General features: G+C 64.3%; 20 protein-coding genes. 11 read left to right on the top strand and 9 right to left on the bottom strand.

Annotated features, from left to right (window positions below; translation table 11 throughout):
* The first annotated feature begins 144 nt into the window (after positions 1-144).
* The 4 genes from KBY83_RS05110 to KBY83_RS05095 all read left to right on the top strand — a co-directional run bounded on the left by KBY83_RS05110 (position 145) and on the right by KBY83_RS05095 (position 4,267).
* Positions 145-1,524, top strand: a complete 1,380-nt coding sequence (locus KBY83_RS05110) for a TldD/PmbA family protein (RefSeq protein ID WP_255018630.1) — start codon at positions 145-147, stop codon at positions 1,522-1,524.
* 2 nt (positions 1,525-1,526) lie between these two features.
* Positions 1,527-2,903, top strand: a complete 1,377-nt coding sequence (locus KBY83_RS05105) for a TldD/PmbA family protein (RefSeq protein ID WP_255018588.1) — start codon at positions 1,527-1,529, stop codon at positions 2,901-2,903.
* 26 nt (positions 2,904-2,929) lie between these two features.
* The gene (gene fmt, locus KBY83_RS05100) at positions 2,930-3,970 is read left to right on the top strand and encodes a methionyl-tRNA formyltransferase (protein ID WP_255018629.1); all 1,041 of its coding nucleotides are present in this window, start codon (positions 2,930-2,932) and stop codon (positions 3,968-3,970) included.
* Between the two features lie 90 nt (positions 3,971-4,060).
* Positions 4,061-4,267 (top strand): hypothetical protein, encoded by a 207-nt coding sequence (locus KBY83_RS05095; protein ID WP_255018587.1) that lies wholly within the window; start codon positions 4,061-4,063, stop codon positions 4,265-4,267.
* Positions 4,268-4,270: 3 nt separating this feature from the next.
* On the opposite strand, the gene KBY83_RS05090 is transcribed toward KBY83_RS05095, so the two are convergent.
* From KBY83_RS05090 to KBY83_RS05075, 4 genes are all read right to left on the bottom strand, one after another.
* Positions 4,271-4,474 carry a hypothetical protein gene (locus KBY83_RS05090; protein ID WP_255018586.1) on the bottom strand — a complete coding sequence of 68 codons (204 nt, stop codon included), beginning with the start codon at positions 4,472-4,474 and terminating at the stop codon, positions 4,271-4,273.
* Positions 4,475-4,552: 78 nt separating this feature from the next.
* Positions 4,553-5,830: a DEAD/DEAH box helicase gene (locus KBY83_RS05085; RefSeq protein ID WP_396093466.1), complete on the bottom strand. Its 1,278-nt coding sequence runs from the start codon at positions 5,828-5,830 to the stop codon at positions 4,553-4,555.
* Positions 5,831-5,948: 118 nt separating this feature from the next.
* Entirely contained in the window at positions 5,949-6,296 is a 348-nt protein-coding gene (locus KBY83_RS05080; RefSeq protein WP_106501557.1) for a DUF6464 family protein, read from the bottom strand.
* On the bottom strand, positions 6,293-7,060 hold the full coding sequence (locus KBY83_RS05075) for a TerC family protein (RefSeq protein ID WP_255018585.1): 768 nt from the start codon (positions 7,058-7,060) through the stop codon (positions 6,293-6,295). The genes KBY83_RS05080 and KBY83_RS05075 overlap by 4 nt, the downstream gene beginning before the upstream one ends.
* A gap of 43 nt (positions 7,061-7,103) precedes the next feature.
* Between KBY83_RS05075 and KBY83_RS05070 the strand changes: the two genes are divergently transcribed.
* Positions 7,104-7,841 (top strand): hypothetical protein, encoded by a 738-nt coding sequence (locus KBY83_RS05070; RefSeq protein ID WP_255018584.1) that lies wholly within the window; start codon positions 7,104-7,106, stop codon positions 7,839-7,841.
* Between the two features lie 17 nt (positions 7,842-7,858).
* Here KBY83_RS05070 and KBY83_RS05065 read toward each other — a convergent pair whose 3' ends face one another.
* Positions 7,859-8,527, bottom strand: coding sequence for a hypothetical protein (locus KBY83_RS05065; RefSeq protein ID WP_255018583.1), 669 nt, complete (start codon positions 8,525-8,527; stop codon positions 7,859-7,861).
* Positions 8,528-8,670: 143 nt separating this feature from the next.
* Between KBY83_RS05065 and mfd the strand changes: the two genes are divergently transcribed.
* Both mfd and KBY83_RS05055 read left to right on the top strand, forming a co-directional pair.
* On the top strand, positions 8,671-12,243 hold the full coding sequence (gene mfd, locus KBY83_RS05060; RefSeq protein ID WP_255018582.1) for a transcription-repair coupling factor: 3,573 nt from the start codon (positions 8,671-8,673) through the stop codon (positions 12,241-12,243).
* Positions 12,244-12,341: 98 nt separating this feature from the next.
* Positions 12,342-12,515: a hypothetical protein gene (locus KBY83_RS05055; RefSeq protein WP_193486056.1), complete on the top strand. Its 174-nt coding sequence runs from the start codon at positions 12,342-12,344 to the stop codon at positions 12,513-12,515.
* 35 nt (positions 12,516-12,550) lie between these two features.
* Here KBY83_RS05055 and KBY83_RS05050 read toward each other — a convergent pair whose 3' ends face one another.
* Positions 12,551-12,781: a DUF6737 family protein gene (locus KBY83_RS05050; RefSeq protein WP_255018581.1), complete on the bottom strand. Its 231-nt coding sequence runs from the start codon at positions 12,779-12,781 to the stop codon at positions 12,551-12,553.
* A 44-nt stretch (positions 12,782-12,825) separates the two neighbouring features.
* Between KBY83_RS05050 and KBY83_RS05045 the strand changes: the two genes are divergently transcribed.
* Complete coding sequence (locus KBY83_RS05045; protein WP_255018580.1) at positions 12,826-13,458, top strand: DUF3598 family protein; 633 nt, start codon at positions 12,826-12,828, stop codon at positions 13,456-13,458.
* Here the strand turns inward: KBY83_RS05045 and KBY83_RS05040 are convergent.
* From KBY83_RS05040 to KBY83_RS05030, 3 genes are all read right to left on the bottom strand, one after another.
* A complete protein-coding gene (locus KBY83_RS05040) occupies positions 13,437-14,783 on the bottom strand; it encodes a S41 family peptidase (protein ID WP_255018579.1) in 1,347 nt (448 codons plus the stop codon). The genes KBY83_RS05045 and KBY83_RS05040 overlap by 22 nt on opposite strands.
* 93 nt (positions 14,784-14,876) lie before the next feature.
* On the bottom strand, positions 14,877-16,088 hold the full coding sequence (ispG, locus tag KBY83_RS05035) for a (E)-4-hydroxy-3-methylbut-2-enyl-diphosphate synthase (protein ID WP_255018578.1): 1,212 nt from the start codon (positions 16,086-16,088) through the stop codon (positions 14,877-14,879).
* A gap of 212 nt (positions 16,089-16,300) precedes the next feature.
* Entirely contained in the window at positions 16,301-16,909 is a 609-nt protein-coding gene (locus KBY83_RS05030; RefSeq protein WP_255018577.1) for a uracil-DNA glycosylase family protein, read from the bottom strand.
* Positions 16,910-17,031: 122 nt separating this feature from the next.
* Here KBY83_RS05030 and KBY83_RS05025 point away from each other — a divergent pair, with 122 nt between their 5' ends.
* The 3 genes from KBY83_RS05025 to KBY83_RS05015 all read left to right on the top strand — a co-directional run bounded on the left by KBY83_RS05025 (position 17,032) and on the right by KBY83_RS05015 (position 19,476).
* Positions 17,032-18,222, top strand: coding sequence for a pyridoxal phosphate-dependent aminotransferase (locus tag KBY83_RS05025; protein WP_255018576.1), 1,191 nt, complete (start codon positions 17,032-17,034; stop codon positions 18,220-18,222).
* A gap of 14 nt (positions 18,223-18,236) precedes the next feature.
* Complete coding sequence (locus KBY83_RS05020) at positions 18,237-19,163, top strand: putative selenate ABC transporter substrate-binding protein (RefSeq protein ID WP_255018575.1); 927 nt, start codon at positions 18,237-18,239, stop codon at positions 19,161-19,163.
* 61 nt (positions 19,164-19,224) lie between these two features.
* Positions 19,225-19,476: a hypothetical protein gene (locus tag KBY83_RS05015; protein WP_255018574.1), complete on the top strand. Its 252-nt coding sequence runs from the start codon at positions 19,225-19,227 to the stop codon at positions 19,474-19,476.
* Positions 19,477-19,536: the final 60 nt, after the last annotated feature.

The raw sequence follows: 19,536 nt of genomic DNA, 5'->3' as shown, positions 1-19,536 counted from the left end.
TCTTGGGCCTGGCCTGCCTTTGCCTGGCCTGCAGTTACATCATTCCTTCGCTGAGTTCTTTTGGTTGCCTCCAAACCAGTTGTTCTCCAGTCGGCTGCAGCCCAGCCGGCAGTGGTAGCGGCAGATGCATTTGATCAAAGCTGGATGCTGCGGCTGGAGGCCTTACTGGCGAGCGGCAGGGCAGCAGGTGCCGATTTAGTTGAGATTTTCTTAGAGCGCACCGACCACCTCGGCATCTTGGCTGAGCAGGACACCATAACCAGCGTCAGCCCTGCCTTCGGCATGGGCGCTGGTATTCGGGTGTTCCTGGGCGACCGCGATGGCTTTGTTAGCACCAACGACCTGAGTGAACGCGGCCTGATGCAGGCCCTTGAGCAAGCCCTCGGCATGCTCGGATTGAGCCACAGCAGCAGCAACTCCAGCCCCTTCGAAGGTCTGCAGGTGATGCGCGATTTCGCCGCCGCCAAGCTGGACTGGCTTGATAGCTGCCCTTGCCTGGCTGAAGCCACCTTGAAGCTGCTGGAGGGCACCTGCCGCCTCGATCACCACGGCAGCCACCTACAGGCCAGGCGCGGCAGCTACTCCCGCGACTGGCAGTCGGTGCTGGTTGCTGCCAGTGATGGCACCTTTGCCCGCGATATCCGCCTGCACCAGTCCCTCGGTTTAAACGTGCTTGCCGCCGACGGCGACCACCGCGCCGGCCTCGGCCGCCGCTACGGCACCTCCGATCGCCCCGATGACCTGCGCCAATGGGACGCGGACGCCGCCGCCCAGGAGGTGTGCTCGAGTGTGGGCACCATGCTCTACGCCGATTACGTCGAAGCCGGTCAGATGCCTGCGGTGCTGGCCAACCGCTTCGGCGGCGTGATTTTTCATGAGGCCTGCGGCCACCTGCTGGAAACCACCCAGGTGGAGCGGGGCACCACCCCCTTTGCCGAAATGGTCGGCCAATCCATTGCCCACGAAGCCGTCACGGCCATCGATGAAGGCCTCAGCGACGGCGCCTTCGGCTCCCTTTCCATGGACGACGAAGGCATGGAGCCCCAGCGCACCGTGCTGATCGAAAACGGGGTTCTCAAGCGCTTCCTCAGCGATCGAGCCGGCGAGCTGCGCACCGGCCACAGCCGCACGGGCAGCGGCCGGCGCCAGGGCCATACCTTTGCTGCTGCCAGCCGCATGCGCAACACCTTCATCGCCGCCGGCCCCCACACCCCCGAGCAGCTGATCGGCTCCGTCGACAAGGGGCTCTATTGCAAATCGATGGGCGGCGGCAGCGTCGGCCCCACCGGCCAGTTCAACTTCGCCGTGGAGGAGGGCTACTTGATTGAAAACGGCCAGCTCACCAAACCGGTAAAGGGGGCCACCCTGATTGGCGAAGCCAAGGAGGTGATGCCGCGCATTTCGATGTGCGCCAACGACCTGGAACTAGCAGCGGGCTTCTGTGGCTCCGTGAGCGGCAGCATCTTCGTGACCGTCGGCCAGCCCCACATCAAGGTGGATTCAATCACCGTGGGAGGACGCTGACCATGACCCAGCCCACCATCCAGACCCTGAACGCCGAGGCCCTCAGCGGCCGGCTCCAGCAACTCGCCCAAGGCGCCGGCATCCAGCAATGGGATCTCGGCGCCTCCTGCAGCACCGACACCTCCGTGCAGGTAGACCGCGGCGAAGCCAAACAGATGAAAGGGGCCCAACGCAGCGCCATCACCTTGCGGGTGTGGAACGGCGACGGCCTAGTTGGCATTACCAGCACCTCAGACCTCAGCGATTCCGGCCTGGCCCGGGCCTTGAGCGGCGCCCGCGACGCCAGCGCCTTTGGCAATGCGGAGGAAACCCCGGCGTTCTCGACCCTGGCCACCGCACCCCTGGCCCCACTAGATCAACCGCTGCATCAACCCCAGCCGATCCTCAGCCTGCTGGACACCCTCAAACAGGCCGAACGGCAACTGCTTGATCGCCACATAGCCATCGGCACAGTTCCCTACAACGGCCTGGCCCAGCGCAGCAGCGAGCGCCTCTATCTCAACAGCGAGGGGGCTTGCCGCCACCAGACCCTGACCACCGCCAGCCTCTACCTCTACGCCAGGGCAGAGGAAGCCGGTCGCAAACCACGCAGTTCCGGTGCCGTGCGCCTGGCCTACGGCACCACCGAACTCGACATCGCCGGCTGCATCGAAGAGGCCGCCGAGCGCACGATCGCCCACCTTGACTACGCACCGATCGAAACTGGCTACTACACCTGTGTTTTCAGCCCGGAAGCCTTCCTCGACTTGATCGGGGCCTTCAGCAGCCTGTTCAATGCCCGGGCCGTGCTCGATGGGGTGAGCCTCAGCCACCGCGACTCCCTCGGCGACAGCGTTGCCGTGCCCTTTCTGAGCATCCGCGATAACGGCCTGCACCCCGGCAATGTGGGCGCCTCTGCCTTCGATGGCGAGGGCACCCCCACCGCGCCCCTAGACCTAGTGGCTGGGGGCGTGCTGAAAAACTTCCTGCACTCGGAGGCCACGGCCCGAGCATTTGGGGTGGCGCCCACCGGCCATGCCGGCATGGGAGCAAAGGTGTCTGTGGGGGCCGATTGGTTCGAGATTGGGGCTACCCCTGGCAGCGACGGCGGCCAGCAGGGTCTAGATCGCTTAAACCATTCCGGCCCCGTTGTGGTGATCGACTCCCTATCAGCCCTGCATGCTGGAGTTAAAGCCAGCCAGGGTTCCTTCTCCTTGCCTTTTGACGGCTGGTTGGTTGAGGGTGGGGTCAGCCGCTCGATCGAAGCCGCCACCGTCGCCGGCGACATCCGCACCGTGATGAAGGCGATCGTCGGCTTTGAAGGCCTAGCCAAGATCACCCCAGATGGCCTCTGCCCCTACGTCTGGGTGGAAGGGCTCTCGATCACCGGCGAGGCCTGATCATCTGTCGTTGAAGATCCTTGTCCTTGAAGATTCTGTTTTGGGGCACCCCCGCCTACGCGGTGCCCAGCCTTGATGGGCTGGTAGCGGCAGGGCACGAGGTGGTGGGGGTGGTTACCCAGCCTGATCGGCGGCGGGGGCGGGGCAAGGACTTACTGCCAAGTCCTGTCAAGGCACGCGCCCTTGAGCTAAGCCTGCCGATATTCACGCCGGAGCGGATCCGCCGCGAGCCCGAGCTCCAGGCCAGGCTTGGCGCCCTCGGCGCCGATGTGTCCATTGTGGTGGCATTTGGCCAGATCCTGCCGCCAGAGGTGCTGGCCCAGCCCCCCCTGGGCTGCTGGAACGCCCACGGCTCCCTACTGCCCCGCTGGCGTGGCGCCGGACCGATCCAGTGGTGCCTACTGCAGGGCGACAGCAGCACCGGCGTCGGGATTATGGCCATGGAGGAGGGCCTCGATACCGGGCCGGTGCTGCTGGAGCGCTCTATCTCCATTGGCCTGCTGGAGAACGCCCAGCAGCTGGGGCAGCGGCTCGCCCAGCTCAGCGCCGAGCTGCTGGTAGAGGCCCTGCCGCGCATCGAAACCGCCGGAACGGGACCAGAAACCGAACGGCTAGCCCGGCTCGGGGTTCGTGTCCAGGGAGAAGTGGGCCTTAGCTACGCCCGGATGCTCACCAAAGACGACTTGTTAGTCGACTGGAACCAGTCGGCTCTGGAAATTCATCGTCGGGTGATGGGCCTGTACCCCGGCGCCGTCACCCAGTGGCAGGGCAAGCGGCTGAAACTTCTAGCCACCGAACCTCTGGTCGCCAGGCTCGCTTCTCAACTGAGCCCAGAAGCCCGCTACTTACTAGCGGAGCCAGGAGTGTTGTCGAAGGGATCGTTGTCGGCAGCAGCGGCACCAGGAACCGTGCTGGCGCTCGCTGCCGATGCGGGCCTCGTGGTTGGCACTGCTGGCTGCCCATTGCTGGTAAGAGCAGCCCAACTGGAGGGCAAGTCACCTGCCCAAGGCCAGAGCTTGCTGCAACAACTGGGCTGCAGCGCAGGTGATCAGCTTGGGATCACCTAGACCCAACTTAAGTTCTGTGTTGCTAGGTCTCCCTCACTTTTCGGCGCTAGTAACCGCAGCTAGAGAGGAAGGAGACCTTGCTCGGCAACCATGGGAGACGAACTGTCCTATGTCGGCGAAACCGGCAATGGTTGCTTGATCTACAGGGAAACGACAGGCCGCTACGTGGTCAGCCATGAGCAACAGCCCCACTTGCACCACCGGGTAGCAAACCTGGCCAGCGCCTATGCCACCTGTCACGGTTTTGAAATGGGGCGACAGAACAGCGGGCTCCTAGCTGCCCAGGCAGCTGGTTGATCCTCAAGGCTCGCCCGCAGCCAGGGGAGCGGCAACTGCCTTGCGGTGGATTGCGTGCAGCCCCTCAAGTTGGTTATGCACAGACAACAGCTGGTCGAGGATGTGCTGGCTGTTGTCGATGCGCCCCAGGGCCAGCAGCATCGACTCGATCTGAACCTTGCAGTCGATCAGGACGCGGCATTCAGGGGATCCGGGCTCGTAGGGCATTGAGGGAGATATCAACGTCCCCATCCGAGCGGAGACAACCCTTAGCCGGTGTGTCGATTGCTGCCGTTAGGGCTTTGATCAACGCCCAGAGCTGTAGCGACCCCGGCGGCCCCCATCGCTGCCGCTGCGGGAGGGTCCGGCTGGGGGGCCACCCCTGCGGGCACCACCGCCCCTGCCCTTACCCCGACCACCGCTGAGATCCAGGGGTGGAGCAGAGAGCACCTTGGGCTCAAAACCGGGCACCTCCTGCCGCGGCAGACGGGTGCCGATCATGCGCTCAATGGCCCGCAGCAGCTCACTTTCCTCAGCTGCCACCAGGGAAATTGCGTGGCCGTTGTGGCCGGCCCGGCCGGTGCGGCCGATCCGGTGTACGTAGTCCTCCGCCTGGTTCGGCAGGTCCAGGTTGACCACGTGGGGCAGCTGGTGAATGTCAATGCCACGGGCAGCCAGGTCTGTTGCCACCAGCACCCGCAAAGAACCAGCCTTGAAGTCGGCCAGGGCTCGGGTGCGAGCTCCCTGACTCTTGTTGCCATGGATAGCCGAAGCCGACATCCCCTCGCGGGTGAGTCGCTCGGCCATGCGGTTGGCGCCGTGCTTGGTGCGTGAAAACACCAGGACCTGCTGCCAGTTGTTGCTGCTGATCAAGTGGCTGAGCAGATCACCCTTGCGATCCATGTCGCAGGGATGGAGCAGGTGCTCCACCGTGGGAGCGGTGCGGTTTTCAGGAGTGGCCTGGAGCTGCACGGGATTGTGCAGCAGGCCGGTGGCAAGGCGGCGAATATCCCCAGAGAAGGTGGCTGAGAACAGCAGGTTTTGACGCTTGGGCGGCAGCAGGGCCAGGATTTTCTGGATATCGCGGATGAAGCCCATATCCAGCATCCGGTCGGCCTCATCGAGCACCAGGATCTCGACCCGGTCGAGCCGCAGGGCTTTCTGCTGATAAAGGTCCATCAGCCGGCCCGGGGTGGCTACCAGCACGTCAGTGCCGCGCTGCAACCTGGAGATCTGGGGATTCACCTTGACCCCGCCGAACACCACGTCGCTGCGCAAATCGAGGTAGCGGCCGTAGGCCCGCACGCTTTCGCCAACTTGGGCAGCCAGCTCGCGGGTGGGGGTGAGAACCAGGGAGCGCACAATGCCGGCGCGGGCGGGGGGGCCGTGGCGCAGGCGCTCCAGCATCGGCAGGGTGAAACCGGCGGTCTTGCCCGTGCCGGTCTGGGCCGCCGCCATCACGTCGTGACCCGCCAGCACCGCCGGGATGCACTGGCCCTGGATCGGTGAGGGCTTGGTGTAACCCTTTTCGGTTACCGCCTTCAAGATCGGCTCACCCAGCCCAAACGATGCAAAGTCAAGCAGCTCGGGAGCATCGCTGCTGAGCGCAGCAGCGTCCACCGCCGCCGGACTGGAATCGGCAACCTCTGTGCCGGATCGTGGAGAGGGCTGACGGATTGCAGGTGTTGCGTGATCCCCCACCCTAGGGACCAGCGAAGTGGCTACAGCGCTCGCATGGGCCATCGGGAAGCACGGCACAGCGCAGCAGCGGGCTGCGGGCGTTGAAACGGCAATCGGGGTTCCCGATCACCCACTGGTTTTGCCACCAGCGGGCATCGGTGGGCTGGCGCTGGGGCTTCACCTGCAGAGCCACACTGGCAAGTTCGTAGCACCCATTGCGCAATTGATAGCGGTGGCGCCGCTGCAGCACCAAAAAACTGCGGCCGCCAGCCTCAAGCCAACGGCCCGGATGGGGCACCTCAGCCAGCTCTGGCACCTCAAGCCAATCGAGCAGGCGATCGCTGCCGATCTGGCGCAGCTCCACCCTCATGGCTCCAGCGGTTTCGGCGCCAGAGGCAGGCGCACCGAAAAGCCCCAAGTAAACAAAGCAGCCACCAGCAGCAGCAGCAGCCACTCCGGCGGCACCACCTGGGGCAGGCCCAGGCGCAGCAGCAGCTTCATACCCACCAGCCCCACCGCCAGGTAGCCGGCCGTTTCCAGATGCTTGTAGACCTCAAGCCAACGAATAAACAGCTCTGCGGTGAGTCGCAGGGCGATAACGCCGATCACCCCACCGGCCATCACCAGCCACAGCCGATCACTCACCGCCACCGCTGCGGCAACGCTATCAAGCGAAAAAGCCAGATCGGTAAGGGCCAGGGTGGCCACAATTGAGCCAAGCCCGGCGTGGTGCAGCGAGCCGGGCTTGGCTCCTGCGGTGGCTGCACCATCAGCAGCACCAGCCGCGCCGGCCCCCTCTTCGGGCTCAGACCACACCAGCAGCAGGTGGCGCCCGCAAAGCCACAGCAAATAGGCCGCCGCCGCCAGTTGCAGCGGCCAGAAATTGAGCACCCAGCGGGCAGCAACGATCAAACCAAGCCGAAAAACCAGGGCCAAGGCCAGGCCGATGTTGAGGGCCTGGCGCTGACGGGCCGGATCCTCCAAGCCCCGGGCGATCGCCGCCAGGGCAATCGCGTTGTCAGCGGAGAGCACCGCCTCTAAGGCCACCAACAGGGGCAGCAACAACAGCACCTCACGCCACTGGTCTGCCTGGTTCAGCAGGGGGGTGAGGGATTGGATCGACTCCGCTTCCACGGGCTGCAGCGGGTCAAGATGGGATCCACTCTAGAAAGCTTGGTTGGAGCATCCGTTAGGCGAACTGCATTTAAACGTCCAGCTGCTCCATGCCGAACCAGGCAGCCGAGTGGTGCTGGTGCAAATAAGCCGTGCTGGCCAGGTAATCGACGCGGCCCTGGGCGAAGCAGCGACCGCCGAGGCTGCAGAAGACCGAGCCCGCCAACGCCTGGGTGAACACCTTCCAGTGGCCGCACCACCCACTGCGAGCGCACCCACGCCCGTCCGGATAAGTAGTCCGCCCCCCCAGGTTCAGCCCAAACCCCAAGCCGAGCACCCAGCGGCGCCAAGCCCCCCGCCGGCCCAGGCGATCGAAGAACCGCCGGCCGACCCGGAGGATTGGAGCAGCGAGTTGGCAAGACTGGATTTACAGCTGCAGCGGCTCGGCTGGAATCGCGAGCAGGAGGCCGTCTATCTCGAGCGGGTATTCGGCCACCCCAACCGCAACCGACTCACCAGCTATGGGGACCTGCTGGCCTACCTACAAGCCCTAGAAGGCTTTGCCGATGGCAGCGAACCCGCCAGCGCACCACCCCCCTTACGGCGCAAGGAGCTGCTCAGCCAGTGTGAGGAGCTGCTTAGCCAGTTGCAGTGGGATCCGGGCCAGGGTCGTGCCTTCCTTGAGGAACACTTTGCGTTAGCCAGCCGCCAACTACTTAGCGACAGCCAACTACTGCAATTTAATATGTTGCTGGAAAGTGAGTGGCTCGCCCGTAATGATGCGCCAGGGACGTCACCTTGAAAGAGACGACGCTCGAATTAGCAATGGCGGCGTACCAACTGGGCCCCCAAGCCCAAGCGGGTTTGATTGGCATAGGCCTCCCGCTCCAGTTGCCGCTCCTGCTCCGATGCCTGGCTGTAGACGGATTCATTGAGCACCCCAGTTAGGTGATCGGGCAAGGCCGAGGGCAGACCCAGGGGCCGGGGGCGGGAACGCAATCCCCGGTTGCTGCAGCTCTGGGCAACGTGAATCGCCTCATGGTTGAGCACCCGGGCAAACTCCACACTGCCCTTCGCCACCACCCGGGGCTGAATGCGCATGGTGCGTGCTGCCGGGTCCCATTCCCCCGCCGCCCCAGGCTTGCGGGGCTTACCCAGCTCCAGACGCACCCCTGCTTTGGCCAGCACCATGAGCAGCTCACCGATCGCCAGGCGCTCGGCCCCAAAGCTGGGCGGGTTGGCGATCAGGGCCCGCAGCTCCGCCACAGACAGCCTGGGTTCGTTTGCCCGGCGCCGGTAGTGGTAACGCATTGCACCACTGGGTAGGGTTTCAGCCCGCGGCAGCCACTGACGATCAGCTGTAGCCAGTCGCTGCAGCAAAGCCGCCTCCTGTTCAGGCAGCAGGCCTGCCGCCTGGGCCGTTGGGCGCGCAGGCTCGCTTGCCAAGCAAGCCCCCAGCAGAGCCAGCAAGCCAACCAGCGCCAACACGGCTGGCGCCTTGCGCAGGCTGTTGGGGTTGGACAGGCTGTTGGGCTTGGACAGACAGTGAAGTCGAAGCAGAAGTTGGTGGCAACCAACACCACTCTGGTACCAGTTGCGAAGATCGGAGCCTTCTGAGATTCCCTGACCCCATGCCCCTCACCGCCCTGGTGCGCCAGCTGCAGCAGGTGCCCCTCACCGGCGAGGTTTTGCTGCGTCTGCAGCGGGCCGACCGCCTGCGGCTCAATGGGGCGGGGCGCAGTGCGCGGGCCCTGGTGAGCAGCGCCCTGGCCGGGGCTGCAGAGGCGCCCTTGCTTGTTCTGGTTCCGACCCTGGAGGAAGCGGGCCGCTGGGCAGCGCTGCTGGAGCTGATGGGGTGGAACAGCTGCCAGCTCTACCCCACCAGCGAGGGCAGCCCCTACGAGCCCTTTGACCCCACCAGCGAAATCACCTGGGGCCAGTTGCAGGTGCTCAGCGAACTGCTGGATGCCCCCCGCCGCTTGGCAATCGTGGCAACGGAAAGGGCCCTGCAGCCGCACCTGCCGCCTCCCGAAAGCCTGCGGGATCAATGCCTGAGCCTGCGTAAGGGCGACACGATCGACCTTGAACAGCTCGCCACCACCCTCAGCCGGCTCGGCTACGAACGGGTGCCCACCATCGAGCAGGAGGGCAGCTGGAGCCGGCGCGGCGACATCGTTGATGTGTTTCCAGTGAGTGCCGAGCTGCCCGTGCGGCTGGAGCTGTTTGGCGAAGAACTGGAGAAACTGCGGGAATTCGATCCCGCCTCCCAGCGCTCCCTAGACGCCATCGAAGTGGTGCGCCTCACACCCACCGGCTACGGCCCCCTGATCGCCGATGCCCTGCGCGAGTCGATGCCCGATGGGCTCGAGCAAATGCTCAGCCCAGAAGCCCTTGAGCAGCTACTCGAAGGGGGCACCCCGGAGGGCATGCGGCGGCTGATGGGCCTGGCCTGGCAGCAGCCGGCCTCCCTGCTGGATTATTTGCCGGCCCACACCCTGATCGCCATCGATGAGCGGCGCCACTGCCTCTCCCATGGCCAGCAGTGGTTTGACCATGCCTGCGACCACTACGCCGACGTAGTGAAGGAGCTGGGACTAGATGCCAGCGCGGCGCCAACCATCCTGCCGCCACTCCTGCATCGCCCGGCGGCAGACGCCCTGGAGCAGGCGGAGGTGTTTGCCGGTTTCGATCTGGCCGAGCTACACGAAACCGACCAGCACCCCAACAGCTTTGACCTGGCCTCCCGCTCGGTGCCGGCCTACCCCAACGCCTTCGGCAAGCTGGCCGGCCTGGTGAAGGGCTTTGTGGCCGAGAAAGCCACGGTCTGGCTGCTGTCGGCCCAGCCCAGCCGAGCGGTAGCCCTGCTGGAGGAACACGACTGCGTCACCCGCTTCGTGCCCAATCCCGCCGACTTTCCGGCCATCGACCGACTGGTGGAGCAGGCCACGCCGGTGGCCCTGAAAACCAAGGGCACCGCCGAGCTCGAAGGGCTGCAGCTACCGGCCTGGCGGCTGGTGCTGATCACCGACCGGGAGTTCTTTGGCCAGCACGCCCTGGCCGCCAGCGGCTACGTGCGCCGGCGCCGCAAGGCTGCTAGCCGCACCGTGGATCCGGGCAAGATGCAGCCGGGCGATTTCGTGGTGCATCGCAACCACGGCGTCGGCAAGTTTCTGAAGCTGGAAAAGCTGGCGATCGGCGGCGAATCCCGCGACTACCTGGTGGTGCAATACGCCGACGGCCTATTGCGGGTTGCCGCCGACCAGCTGGGCAGCCTCGGCCGGTACCGCGCCAGCACCGATGCGCCTCCAGAGCTCAACCGCATGGGCGGCACGGCCTGGGCCAAGGCCAAGGAGCGCGCCAAAAAGGCCGTGCGCAAGGTGGCGGTGGATCTGGTCAAGCTCTACGCCGAGCGCCACCAGGCACCGGGCTTCGCCTTCCCCGCCGACGGCCCCTGGCAGCACGAACTCGAAGACTCCTTCCCCTACGAGCCCACCCCCGACCAGGTGAAGGCCATCGCCGATGTCAAGCGGGATATGGAGCAGCCCCAACCGATGGACCGGCTGGTGTGCGGCGACGTGGGCTTCGGCAAAACCGAGGTGGCGATCCGGGCCATCTTCAAGGCCGTCACGGCGGGCAAACAGGTGGCGATGCTGGCCCCCACCACGGTGCTGGCGCAGCAGCACTGGCGCTCCCTTTCGGAGCGCTTTGCGCCCTACCCGATGAAGGTGAGCCTGCTAAACCGCTTCCGCACCACCGCCGAACGCAAAACAATCCTGGAAGGATTGGGCGAAGGCACGGTCGATGTGGTGGTGGGCACCCACCAGCTGCTGTCCAAAAGCACTGGCTTCAAGCAGCTGGGTCTGCTGGTGGTGGATGAGGAGCAGCGCTTTGGCGTCAACCAGAAAGAAAAGATCAAGGCGCTGAGAAAAGACGTAGACGTGCTGACCCTTTCAGCCACGCCGATCCCCCGCACCCTCTACATGAGCCTTTCCGGTGTGCGGGAGATGAGCCTGATCACCACACCACCACCGCTGCGCCGGCCAATCAAGACCCACCTGGCCGCCCTCGACGAGGAGGCGGTGCGCAGCGCCATCCGCCAGGAGCTCGACCGCGGCGGCCAGATCTTTTACGTGGTGCCGAGGGTGGAGGGTATCGAAGACGTGGCCTCCGGCCTGCGGCTAATGATCCCGGGCCTGCGGCTGCTGGTCGCCCACGGCCAGATGGCCGAAGGCGAGCTGGAGAGCGCCATGGTGGCCTTCAACGCCGGCGAAGCAGACCTGATGCTCTGCACCACGATCGTGGAGAGCGGCCTTGACATCCCCCGGGTGAACACGATCCTGATCGAGGACGCCCACAAGTTCGGCCTGGCCCAGCTTTATCAGCTGCGGGGCCGGGTGGGCCGCAGCGGTATCCAGGCCCATGCCTGGCTGTTTTATCCCGGCAATGCCTCCCTGAGCGAAGCGGCACGGCAACGGCTGCGGGCGATTCAGGAATTCGCCCAGCTGGGATCTGGTTACCAGCTGGCCATGCGCGATATGGAGATCCGTGGCGTCGGCAACCTGCTGGGGGTGGAGCAGAGCGGCCAGATGGAAACCATCGGCTTCGACCTTTATATGGAGATGCTGCAGGAGTCGCTGGCTGAAATCCAAGGCCAGGACATCCCAGTGGTGGAAGACACCCAGATCGACCTGCCTGTGACCGCCTTCATCCCAGGCGATTGGATCACGGAAAACGACGAGAAGATCGCCGCCTACCGGGCCGCCGCCGAATGCGGCGGCAAGGAGGAGTTGCTGGAGTTGGCCACCGGCTGGGTGGATCGCTATGGCGCCATTCCGGCGCCGGTGATCTCGCTGTTGCAGCTGATGGAGCTGAAGCTGGTGGCCAAGCGCTGCGGCTTCTCCCGCATCAAGCCGGAAAAACCCAACATCGCCCTGGAAACCCCCATGGAGGAGCCCGCCTTCCGCCTACTGCGCCAAGGCCTGCCCCAGCACCTCCATGGCCGCCTGGTGTTTCAGCCCGGATCGGGCGCCACTGCCAAGGTGCTGGCCCGGGGCCTGGGGGTGCTGCCTGCTGAGAAGCAGCTCGAGGAGCTGATGGGCTGGCTCAACCAAATGGCGGAGCAGATCCCAGGCAGCGATGGCCTCACCGAAGCCCAGCGGCGCGAGCAGCTCAAGGCCCGCAATGAAGAGGTGCTGGCGGTGTAGGCGCCGCAAGCGAGCTGCTCTAAGGCCCAAGGCCCCTTAATCCGACCGGGTCCCGCAAAAATCCGTTACATTCATGAGAAGTTGTGTAACGGCGATCCATGGGCGAAGTGATCGGGGCAGGTTCGGGCTTAGGGGGCGGGTTCAGCCTCGTTTCTGGGGTGGTGAGCCTCCTGGCGATCGGCATGTATGCCCTGCTTCAACCGGGTCCCGGCAACAACAACGATGACGACGATTCCGGCCCAGGCGGTGGACTGATGCAGCCGGTGGCCTGACTTCGCCTAGTTAGGCGCTTTAAATCAAGCGGATTTCAAGTCTTTTCAGGTTCTTCAGCAGCCCGGAGTTCGGCCTGATAACCAGCCGGCACCACAACCAGAAAAAGCAGCCACCAAGCCAGCACCCCAATGGCTATAGGCGCGGTGATCCACCAGCGCTGAAGTAGCAACCAGCTTCCTGCCACCACAACTGCACCGGTGAGCAAGATGCTCCAGGGCTGGCACCACCATGGCTTGATCTCCCAAATAGATGCAGGGTGGATCATTTGAGCTGGGGGCGAATCAAGCGGCACAGCCACCAAATTTCTATATGAACACGCCATTCTCGCCGCTTACTGCCCAGATGCGGCGTGAAACCTTGCTCTCCCGCAACTCTGGCGATTGGCAGGGCTGCTTCATTCGCTGTGATGGCCGTGGCCTGGAGCAGGAGCGCTTCAAAAGCCAGCTCTCAGTGCAACACCAGGGCGGCAAAGTAGTGGCTGCGTTAACCAACGTCAGCAATGGCCAGGTGCGCTCAATGGATTTTGCTGAGCCTCCGGCGGAAATGCAAATCAGCCCAGAGGGGCACTGGAGCCTGGGCCCCGATCGCATCGGTGCCTGGCCCTGGTTGAGCGAGCTCTGCTTGGTGTGGGGCGAGCGCCGCCGCCGCGCCGTGATTCGCCATGGCAGCGAACGGCTCGAATCGCTGGTGGTTGTAAGCGAGGCGAGGCCAGGGATGGAGGAACCATTACCTCCCGCGCCGCTTCAGGCCCTAGCTTGCTCGGCCCCCACTGGCCCAGGCTTGACCTGGGGCCTGCCGGCAGCTTTAGGCGTAACCCTCCAAACGGCGGATCGCCGGCAGTCTGGGGTGCCAGAAGAGGTAGCCCTGTGCTGGCAGCCCGAACCGGGTATTCATCTGGAAATTCGCAGGCGCTACAGCGCCTATGGCGCGCTGGAGTCCTGAGGGGCCAAAGCCGCCGGCACATTGGCGCTGCGTGGGTTGTAGGCCTTCTCCACGCTATTTGCATTGCGAAGTCGTTTCACCAGCGTGGATTCCGCCACCCGGTATTGGCTGTCCTTCTTGGTGCCGAGATCCTCGAGCTTGAGGCGCTGGGCCTCGAGCTCAGTCATTTTTGCCGTCACATCAGGGTCGATGCCGTGCTTGTGGATGTCGCGGCCACTGGGGGTGAGGTATTTGGCGATGGTCACAGTCATCCCGGAGCCATCGGATAGACCCCGCACCGACTGCACCAAGCCCTTACCGAAGGTTTTCTGGCCCACCAGCACCGCCCGGTTGTTGTCCTGCAGGGCGCCGGAGAGAATTTCACTGGCGCTAGCTGAACCCTCATTGACCAGCACCACCATGGGCTTGGTGGTGAGGGCACGGCCGTTGGCGCGCTTGACATCCCGGATGCCGTCACGGGTTTTGGTGGAAACGATCGTGCCTTCGTTTAGCCACTGGCGGGCAATCTCCACGCTTGCCATCAGCAGGCCGCCTGGGTTGCTGCGCAGATCGAGCACATAACCTTGGGCCCCCTTTTCTTCTAGGTCCTTCACCGCCTGGCGCATGTCCTTGGTGGCGGTGGCATTGAATTGCTTGAGGCGGATATAACCCACCTTGACGCCATCAGCACTGGTGTTGATCTGGTGGTCGACGGCATGGAGTTCGATGCTCTCCCGAGTAAGGGGCAACTCCAGGGTCTGAGCCTTGCGCTTGAGGGTGAGGGTCACCTTGGTGCCGGCCTGACCACGGATCAGCTTGACGGCATCCTCGGTGCTCATGCCCTTGGTCGACTTGCCGTCGATCGCCACAATCACATCCTTGGGCTGAACGCCAGCTCGCGAAGCGGGCGAACCTTCAATCGGTGAAACCACCACCAGATTTTTTGTTTCCTTATCCAGGCTCAGCTGAATTCCCACCCCGGAGAGTTCTCCGGAAGTGTCGATCTGCATCTCCTTGAATTCCCTTGGATCGAGAAAACGGGTGTAGGGGTCATCAAGGCTGCCGAGCATGCCCCGGATCGCTTCATAGGCCTCCTTAGGGCTGCCGTAACTCTTGGCGAGCACGTCACGCCGCAGGCTGCGCCATTGCTCTGGCTTGTACTTGCCGTTGATATCCAGATAGTCGCGGAAGACGATCTGCCAGGTCTGGTCGATTACTTCCTTGGGACTGTCGCTGATGAGGGATGAGCCCCCGGGAGGGGTCACCACTTCCCTAGCCACCACCGCCGTGGCCGCACAAGCGCCTATGCCAACCAGCACAAGCATGCTGGCGCGGGAGCTGGGCATCTGGAAGAGCCTTCAGGGCCCGGGAAAGGTCCTCTCAAGCTAGCGCCGTTATCCAACCTCAACCGGGGCGGGTTACCGGAAGTGAGCAGGCACTCAGGGATCAACCCAGCGACCGTCCTCCTTAATCAGGGCGATCAGGGCTGCCACTCCCTCGGCCTCCGGCACCCGCCGGATCTCGTCCCGACCCCGATAGAGAGAGATGGTGCCGGGGATTTTACCCACATAGCCGTAGTCGGCGTCGGCCATTTCGCCCGGGCCATTAACGATGCAACCCATCACGGCAATATCGAGGCCAGTGAGATGGGAGGTGGCGTTGCGTACCTGATGCAGCACCTCCTCCAGGTTGAACAGGGTGCGGCCGCAACTGGGGCAGGCCACGTATTCCACCATCGTCTTGCGCAGCCCCAAGGCTTGCAAGATCGAGTAGCAAACAGGAATTTCCTTCTCGGGGGCCTCAGTGAGGGACACCCGGATCGTGTCGCCTAGACCCTCAGCCAGCAAGGGCGCAATGCCGGCGGTACTTTTAATTCGCCCGTAGTCGCCATCGCCTGCCTCGGTGACTCCCAAATGCAGGGGGTAGGGGAAGCCTTCCGCATCCATGCGGTCAGCCATCATGCGGTAGGCGGCCATCATCACCGGCGCCCGCGAGGCCTTCATTGACACCAAGATGTTGTGGAAGTCGAGCCGGTCGCAGATGCGGATGAATTCCATGGCGCTCTCCACCATGCCCAGGGGCGTGTCACCGTAGCTGAACAGCATCCGCTCAGCCAGGGAGCCATGGTTGACCCCGATGCGCAGGGCCTTGTCCTCCTGCTTGAGCAATTGAACCAACGGTTCAAATGTTACGGCGATGCGCTCACCGATGGCGGATACCTCCTCGGGGCTGAATTCGGTGCGATTTGGGTCGGGCTTGTCAAACACGAACAGACCCGGGTTGATCCGCACCTTGTCGACGTGCTGGGCAACCTCCAGGGCAATCTTCATGCCGTTGTGGTGCACGTCGGCCACCAATGGCACCGGCTGGTAGGTGTCTTCAAGCCGCTGGCGAATTTCTTTTACCGCCTTGGCGTGGGCCAGGGAAGGCACCGTAAGTCGCACGATTTCGCAACCGACTTCGTGCAGCCGCCGGATACCGGCCGTAGCCCCTTCGATATCAAGGGTGTCCTCGTTGATCATCGACTGCACCGCCACCGGGTGATCGCTGCCGATCCAGATATCTCCCACCCGCACGCTGCGGGTCTGGCGCCGGTGAATCAAGGTGTCGTAGCGAGCCACGCTGTCGTAGGAAGCCGAGGTGCCGGTCATGGCTGGGTGAAGCGGGGGGCCGGGAAGGGCAAAGCCTGTCACAAAAGCCGCTCAAGCGACGAGGGCGTCAAACGCATTGAGCAGTTCAGCAAGACGGGTGGGGTTGGCGCGCGACACGAATTCGGATGGAACGCTGATGCCTCTGCAGATGAAGGAGAGGGCTGGATCCCTGCCAGCCGCCTCTAAGGCCTCGGGGCTTCGCCATCACTCCCTTAGAGGGCCAGCAAGGATCGGCGTACCTCCTGGAAGTCGGCTGCCGTGAGCGCGCGGGGCGATCCCGGGGCCTGCGAGTTGAAGCGCAGCAGATAGGAGGGATGCAGGACCGGCATCAGGCGGCGGCCACGCAAAATTTCTATCTCGCTGGCGCGCCACTGGCCCCGCAGGCTGGTGATACCGCCCTTAATACCCAGCACCCCCTCCAGCGCCGTAGCCCCCAGCAGCAGGATCACGGCCGGATTCACTAAATCGATCTGGCGATTTAGCCAGGGGCGACAGGCGGCCATCTCCGCCGCCGTGGGCTTGCGGTTGCCGGGGGGGCGGCACTTCACCACGTTGGCCACGTAGGCATCTCGGTTGCTGTCGATGCCAGCGGCCGCCAGCAGCTGATCGAGCAGCTGGCCGGAGCGACCCACAAAAGGCAAGCCAGCGCTGTCTTCCTGAGCGCCTGGTCCCTCGCCGATCAGCATCAGCCGGGCGGCGGGATTGCCCCGACTCACCACCACCTGCTGCCTCTCCGCCACCAGATCACAGCGGCGACAGGCTGCGCAATCGAGCAGCAACTGCCCCAGGGGATCGGGCGCTGCAGGGGTAGACGTCGTCACGGCAAAACCATCAACGTGTAACTAGCTGGCCATTTCGTGCCCCTTTGAACCGTACGCGGCAAATCCGTAAGGCAGGATGACAGTTAGTGCTGAAGCCGCGCGTCCTGATGCCGGACACAGGGATGAACGCCGCGCCCACCACCACTCCGGCCCTCTCTGCCCGGGCCCGGGCCCTCCAGCCCTCCCTCACCCTGGCCATTGCCGCCCGAGCCAAGGCCCTCAAGGCCGATGGTCAGGACATCTGCAGCCTCAGCGCCGGCGAGCCTGATTTCGACACCCCGGCCTTCATCCGCCAGGCCGCCACGGCTGCTCTGGAGGCAGGCCACACCCGCTACGGCCCGGCCGCCGGCGAGCCTGCCCTGCGCGATGCGATAGCCGCCAAGCTCAGCACTGAAAACGGCATACCCACCACCGCCCGGCAGGTGGTGGTCACCAACGGCGGCAAGCAGGCGCTCTACAACCTGTTCCAGGTGCTGCTCGAGCCGGGCGACGAGCTGCTGCTGCCGGCGCCCTACTGGCTCAGCTATCCAGAGATCGCCAAGCTGGCCGGCGCCACGGTGACCATGCTGCCCAGCTCAGCGGCCCAAGGCTTCCGCCTCGATCCGGCCCAACTGGAGGCAGCCATCACTCCAGCCAGCAAGTTGCTTGTGCTCAACAGCCCCGGCAATCCCACCGGCATGGTGCTGAGCAGGCCTGAGCTGGACGCGATCGCCGCCGTGCTGCGCCGCCATCCCCAGGTGGCCGTGGTGTGCGATGAGATCTATGAATTCCTGCTAGCCCCAGGCCACACCCACCACAGCTTTGCCGCCGTGGCACCAGACCTGGCCGATCGCGTCTTCACGGTGAATGGCTTCGCCAAGGGCTGGGCCATGACCGGCTGGCGCATCGGCTGGCTGGCCGGCCCCCAGCCAGTGGTGGCCGCCGCCAGCGCCCTGCAGAGCCAGAGCACCAGCAACGTTTGCAGCTTTGCCCAGTTCGGAGCCCTGGCTGCGATCGAAGCGCCCCGCGACTGCGTGCACGCCATGGCGGCCCAGTTCAACGAGCGCCGCAGCCTGCTCAGTGCGGGGCTGATGGCAATCGAAGGATTGAAACTGCTGCCGCCGGAGGGGGCGTTCTATGCCTTCCCCGATGTAAGCGGCTTCGGCCTCGATTCCATGACCCTGTGCAACCGCCTGCTCGATGAGGTGGGCCTAGCGGTGGTGCCTGGAGTTGCCTTCGGCGACGATCGCTGCATTCGTCTCTCCTGTGCCGCGTCACCTGCCACGATCGAGGATGGTCTCGAGCGCCTGCAGCGCTTTCTGGCCGCCCTCTGATTCCCACCCCGACCATGCCTACCCGAGAACGTTGGACCGCCGCTTTTGCGGGGCTTTGCCTGGCCCTGCTACCGGCGGTCCTCCCCCCAGTGCCCGCCTCCCTGCTGCCGGCGGCCGAAGCCCAGCAGGTGCTGCGCATCGGTGCAATCCCCGACCAGAACCCTGAAAAGCTGAATCGCCTTTACGGCCTGGTGGCCGATGAGCTCAGTCAGCAACTGGGTGTCAAGGTCAGCTATGTACCCGTCACCGATTACGCAGCTGCTGTCAGTGCCTTCCGCACCGGCAGTCTTGATCTGGTCTGGTTTGGCGGGCTCACCGGTGTGCAGGCAAGCCTGCAGAAACCCGGTGCCCAGATGCTTGCCCAGCGAGACATCGATGCGCAGTTTTACACCGTGTTTATCGCCAATGCCCGCAGCGGCATCAAGCCGATCCAGAACCAGAAGGGGCTAGTGGCCCTTAAAGGCAAGCGCTTCACCTTTGGCTCGGAAAGCTCCACCTCCGGCCGGCTGATGCCCCAGTACTTCCTCGGACAGGCCGGCGTCAAGTTGGCTGATTTCGCAGGCGGAGCCCCCGGCTTCAGTGGCAGCCACGACGCCACCATCGCCCTGGTACAGAGCGGCACCTACGACGCTGGCGCCGTCAATGAGCAGGTGTGGAAGAGCAACCTGCGCAGCGGCAAGGCCAACCGGAGCAAGGTGGTGCAGATCTGGCGCACCCCCAGCTACCCCGACTACCTCTGGCTGGGCCAGCCCAACCTCGACCAGCGCTTCGGCAAGGGCTTCAGCGCCAAGCTGCGCCAGTCGATCATCAGCTGGCGACCCACTGACCCAGAGCAAAAGCAGATCTTGAGCCTGTTTGGTGCCCAGCAATTCACCACGGTGAAACCGGGCGAATACAAGCAGATCGAGCAGGTGGGGCGGCAAATCGGCAAGATCCGCTGACACAGGCCGGCGTTTGGGTCCAGCAGCATTCAGAATCAACTCTCTCCAGCGCCTCAGATCCGTGGTCTGGTTGATTGATTTGGTGTTGCTGCTGGCCGGCTTTGTGCTTTGGAGCCGCGCCAATAATGAAGGCGATGAGGCTTGGTCCCTGTTTCTGCGCAGCATCGCCTTTCTTGATCTGGCCTTCATCACCTTCGGCAACGGCCAACTGCTGATTGAGATTCCCGCCCTCGCCCTAGCCCTGGCCCTGCCCTCAGCGGCCAGCCTGGACCGGCGGCGCACCTTAAACGTCAATGAATCCCCGCGGCCCTGATCTAATTGAGGTGTCCCTAGTGGCTCTGATCCTGGCGCTGATCGTTTACCGCCTCACCCT

The organism is Cyanobium sp. WKJ7-Wakatipu, assembly GCF_024345355.1.
Lineage (GTDB): Bacteria > Cyanobacteriota > Cyanobacteriia > PCC-6307 > Cyanobiaceae > Cyanobium_A > Cyanobium_A usitatum.
Note: the sequence above shows the minus strand (reverse complement) of the source record. Positions and strands in the feature narration are given on the sequence as shown.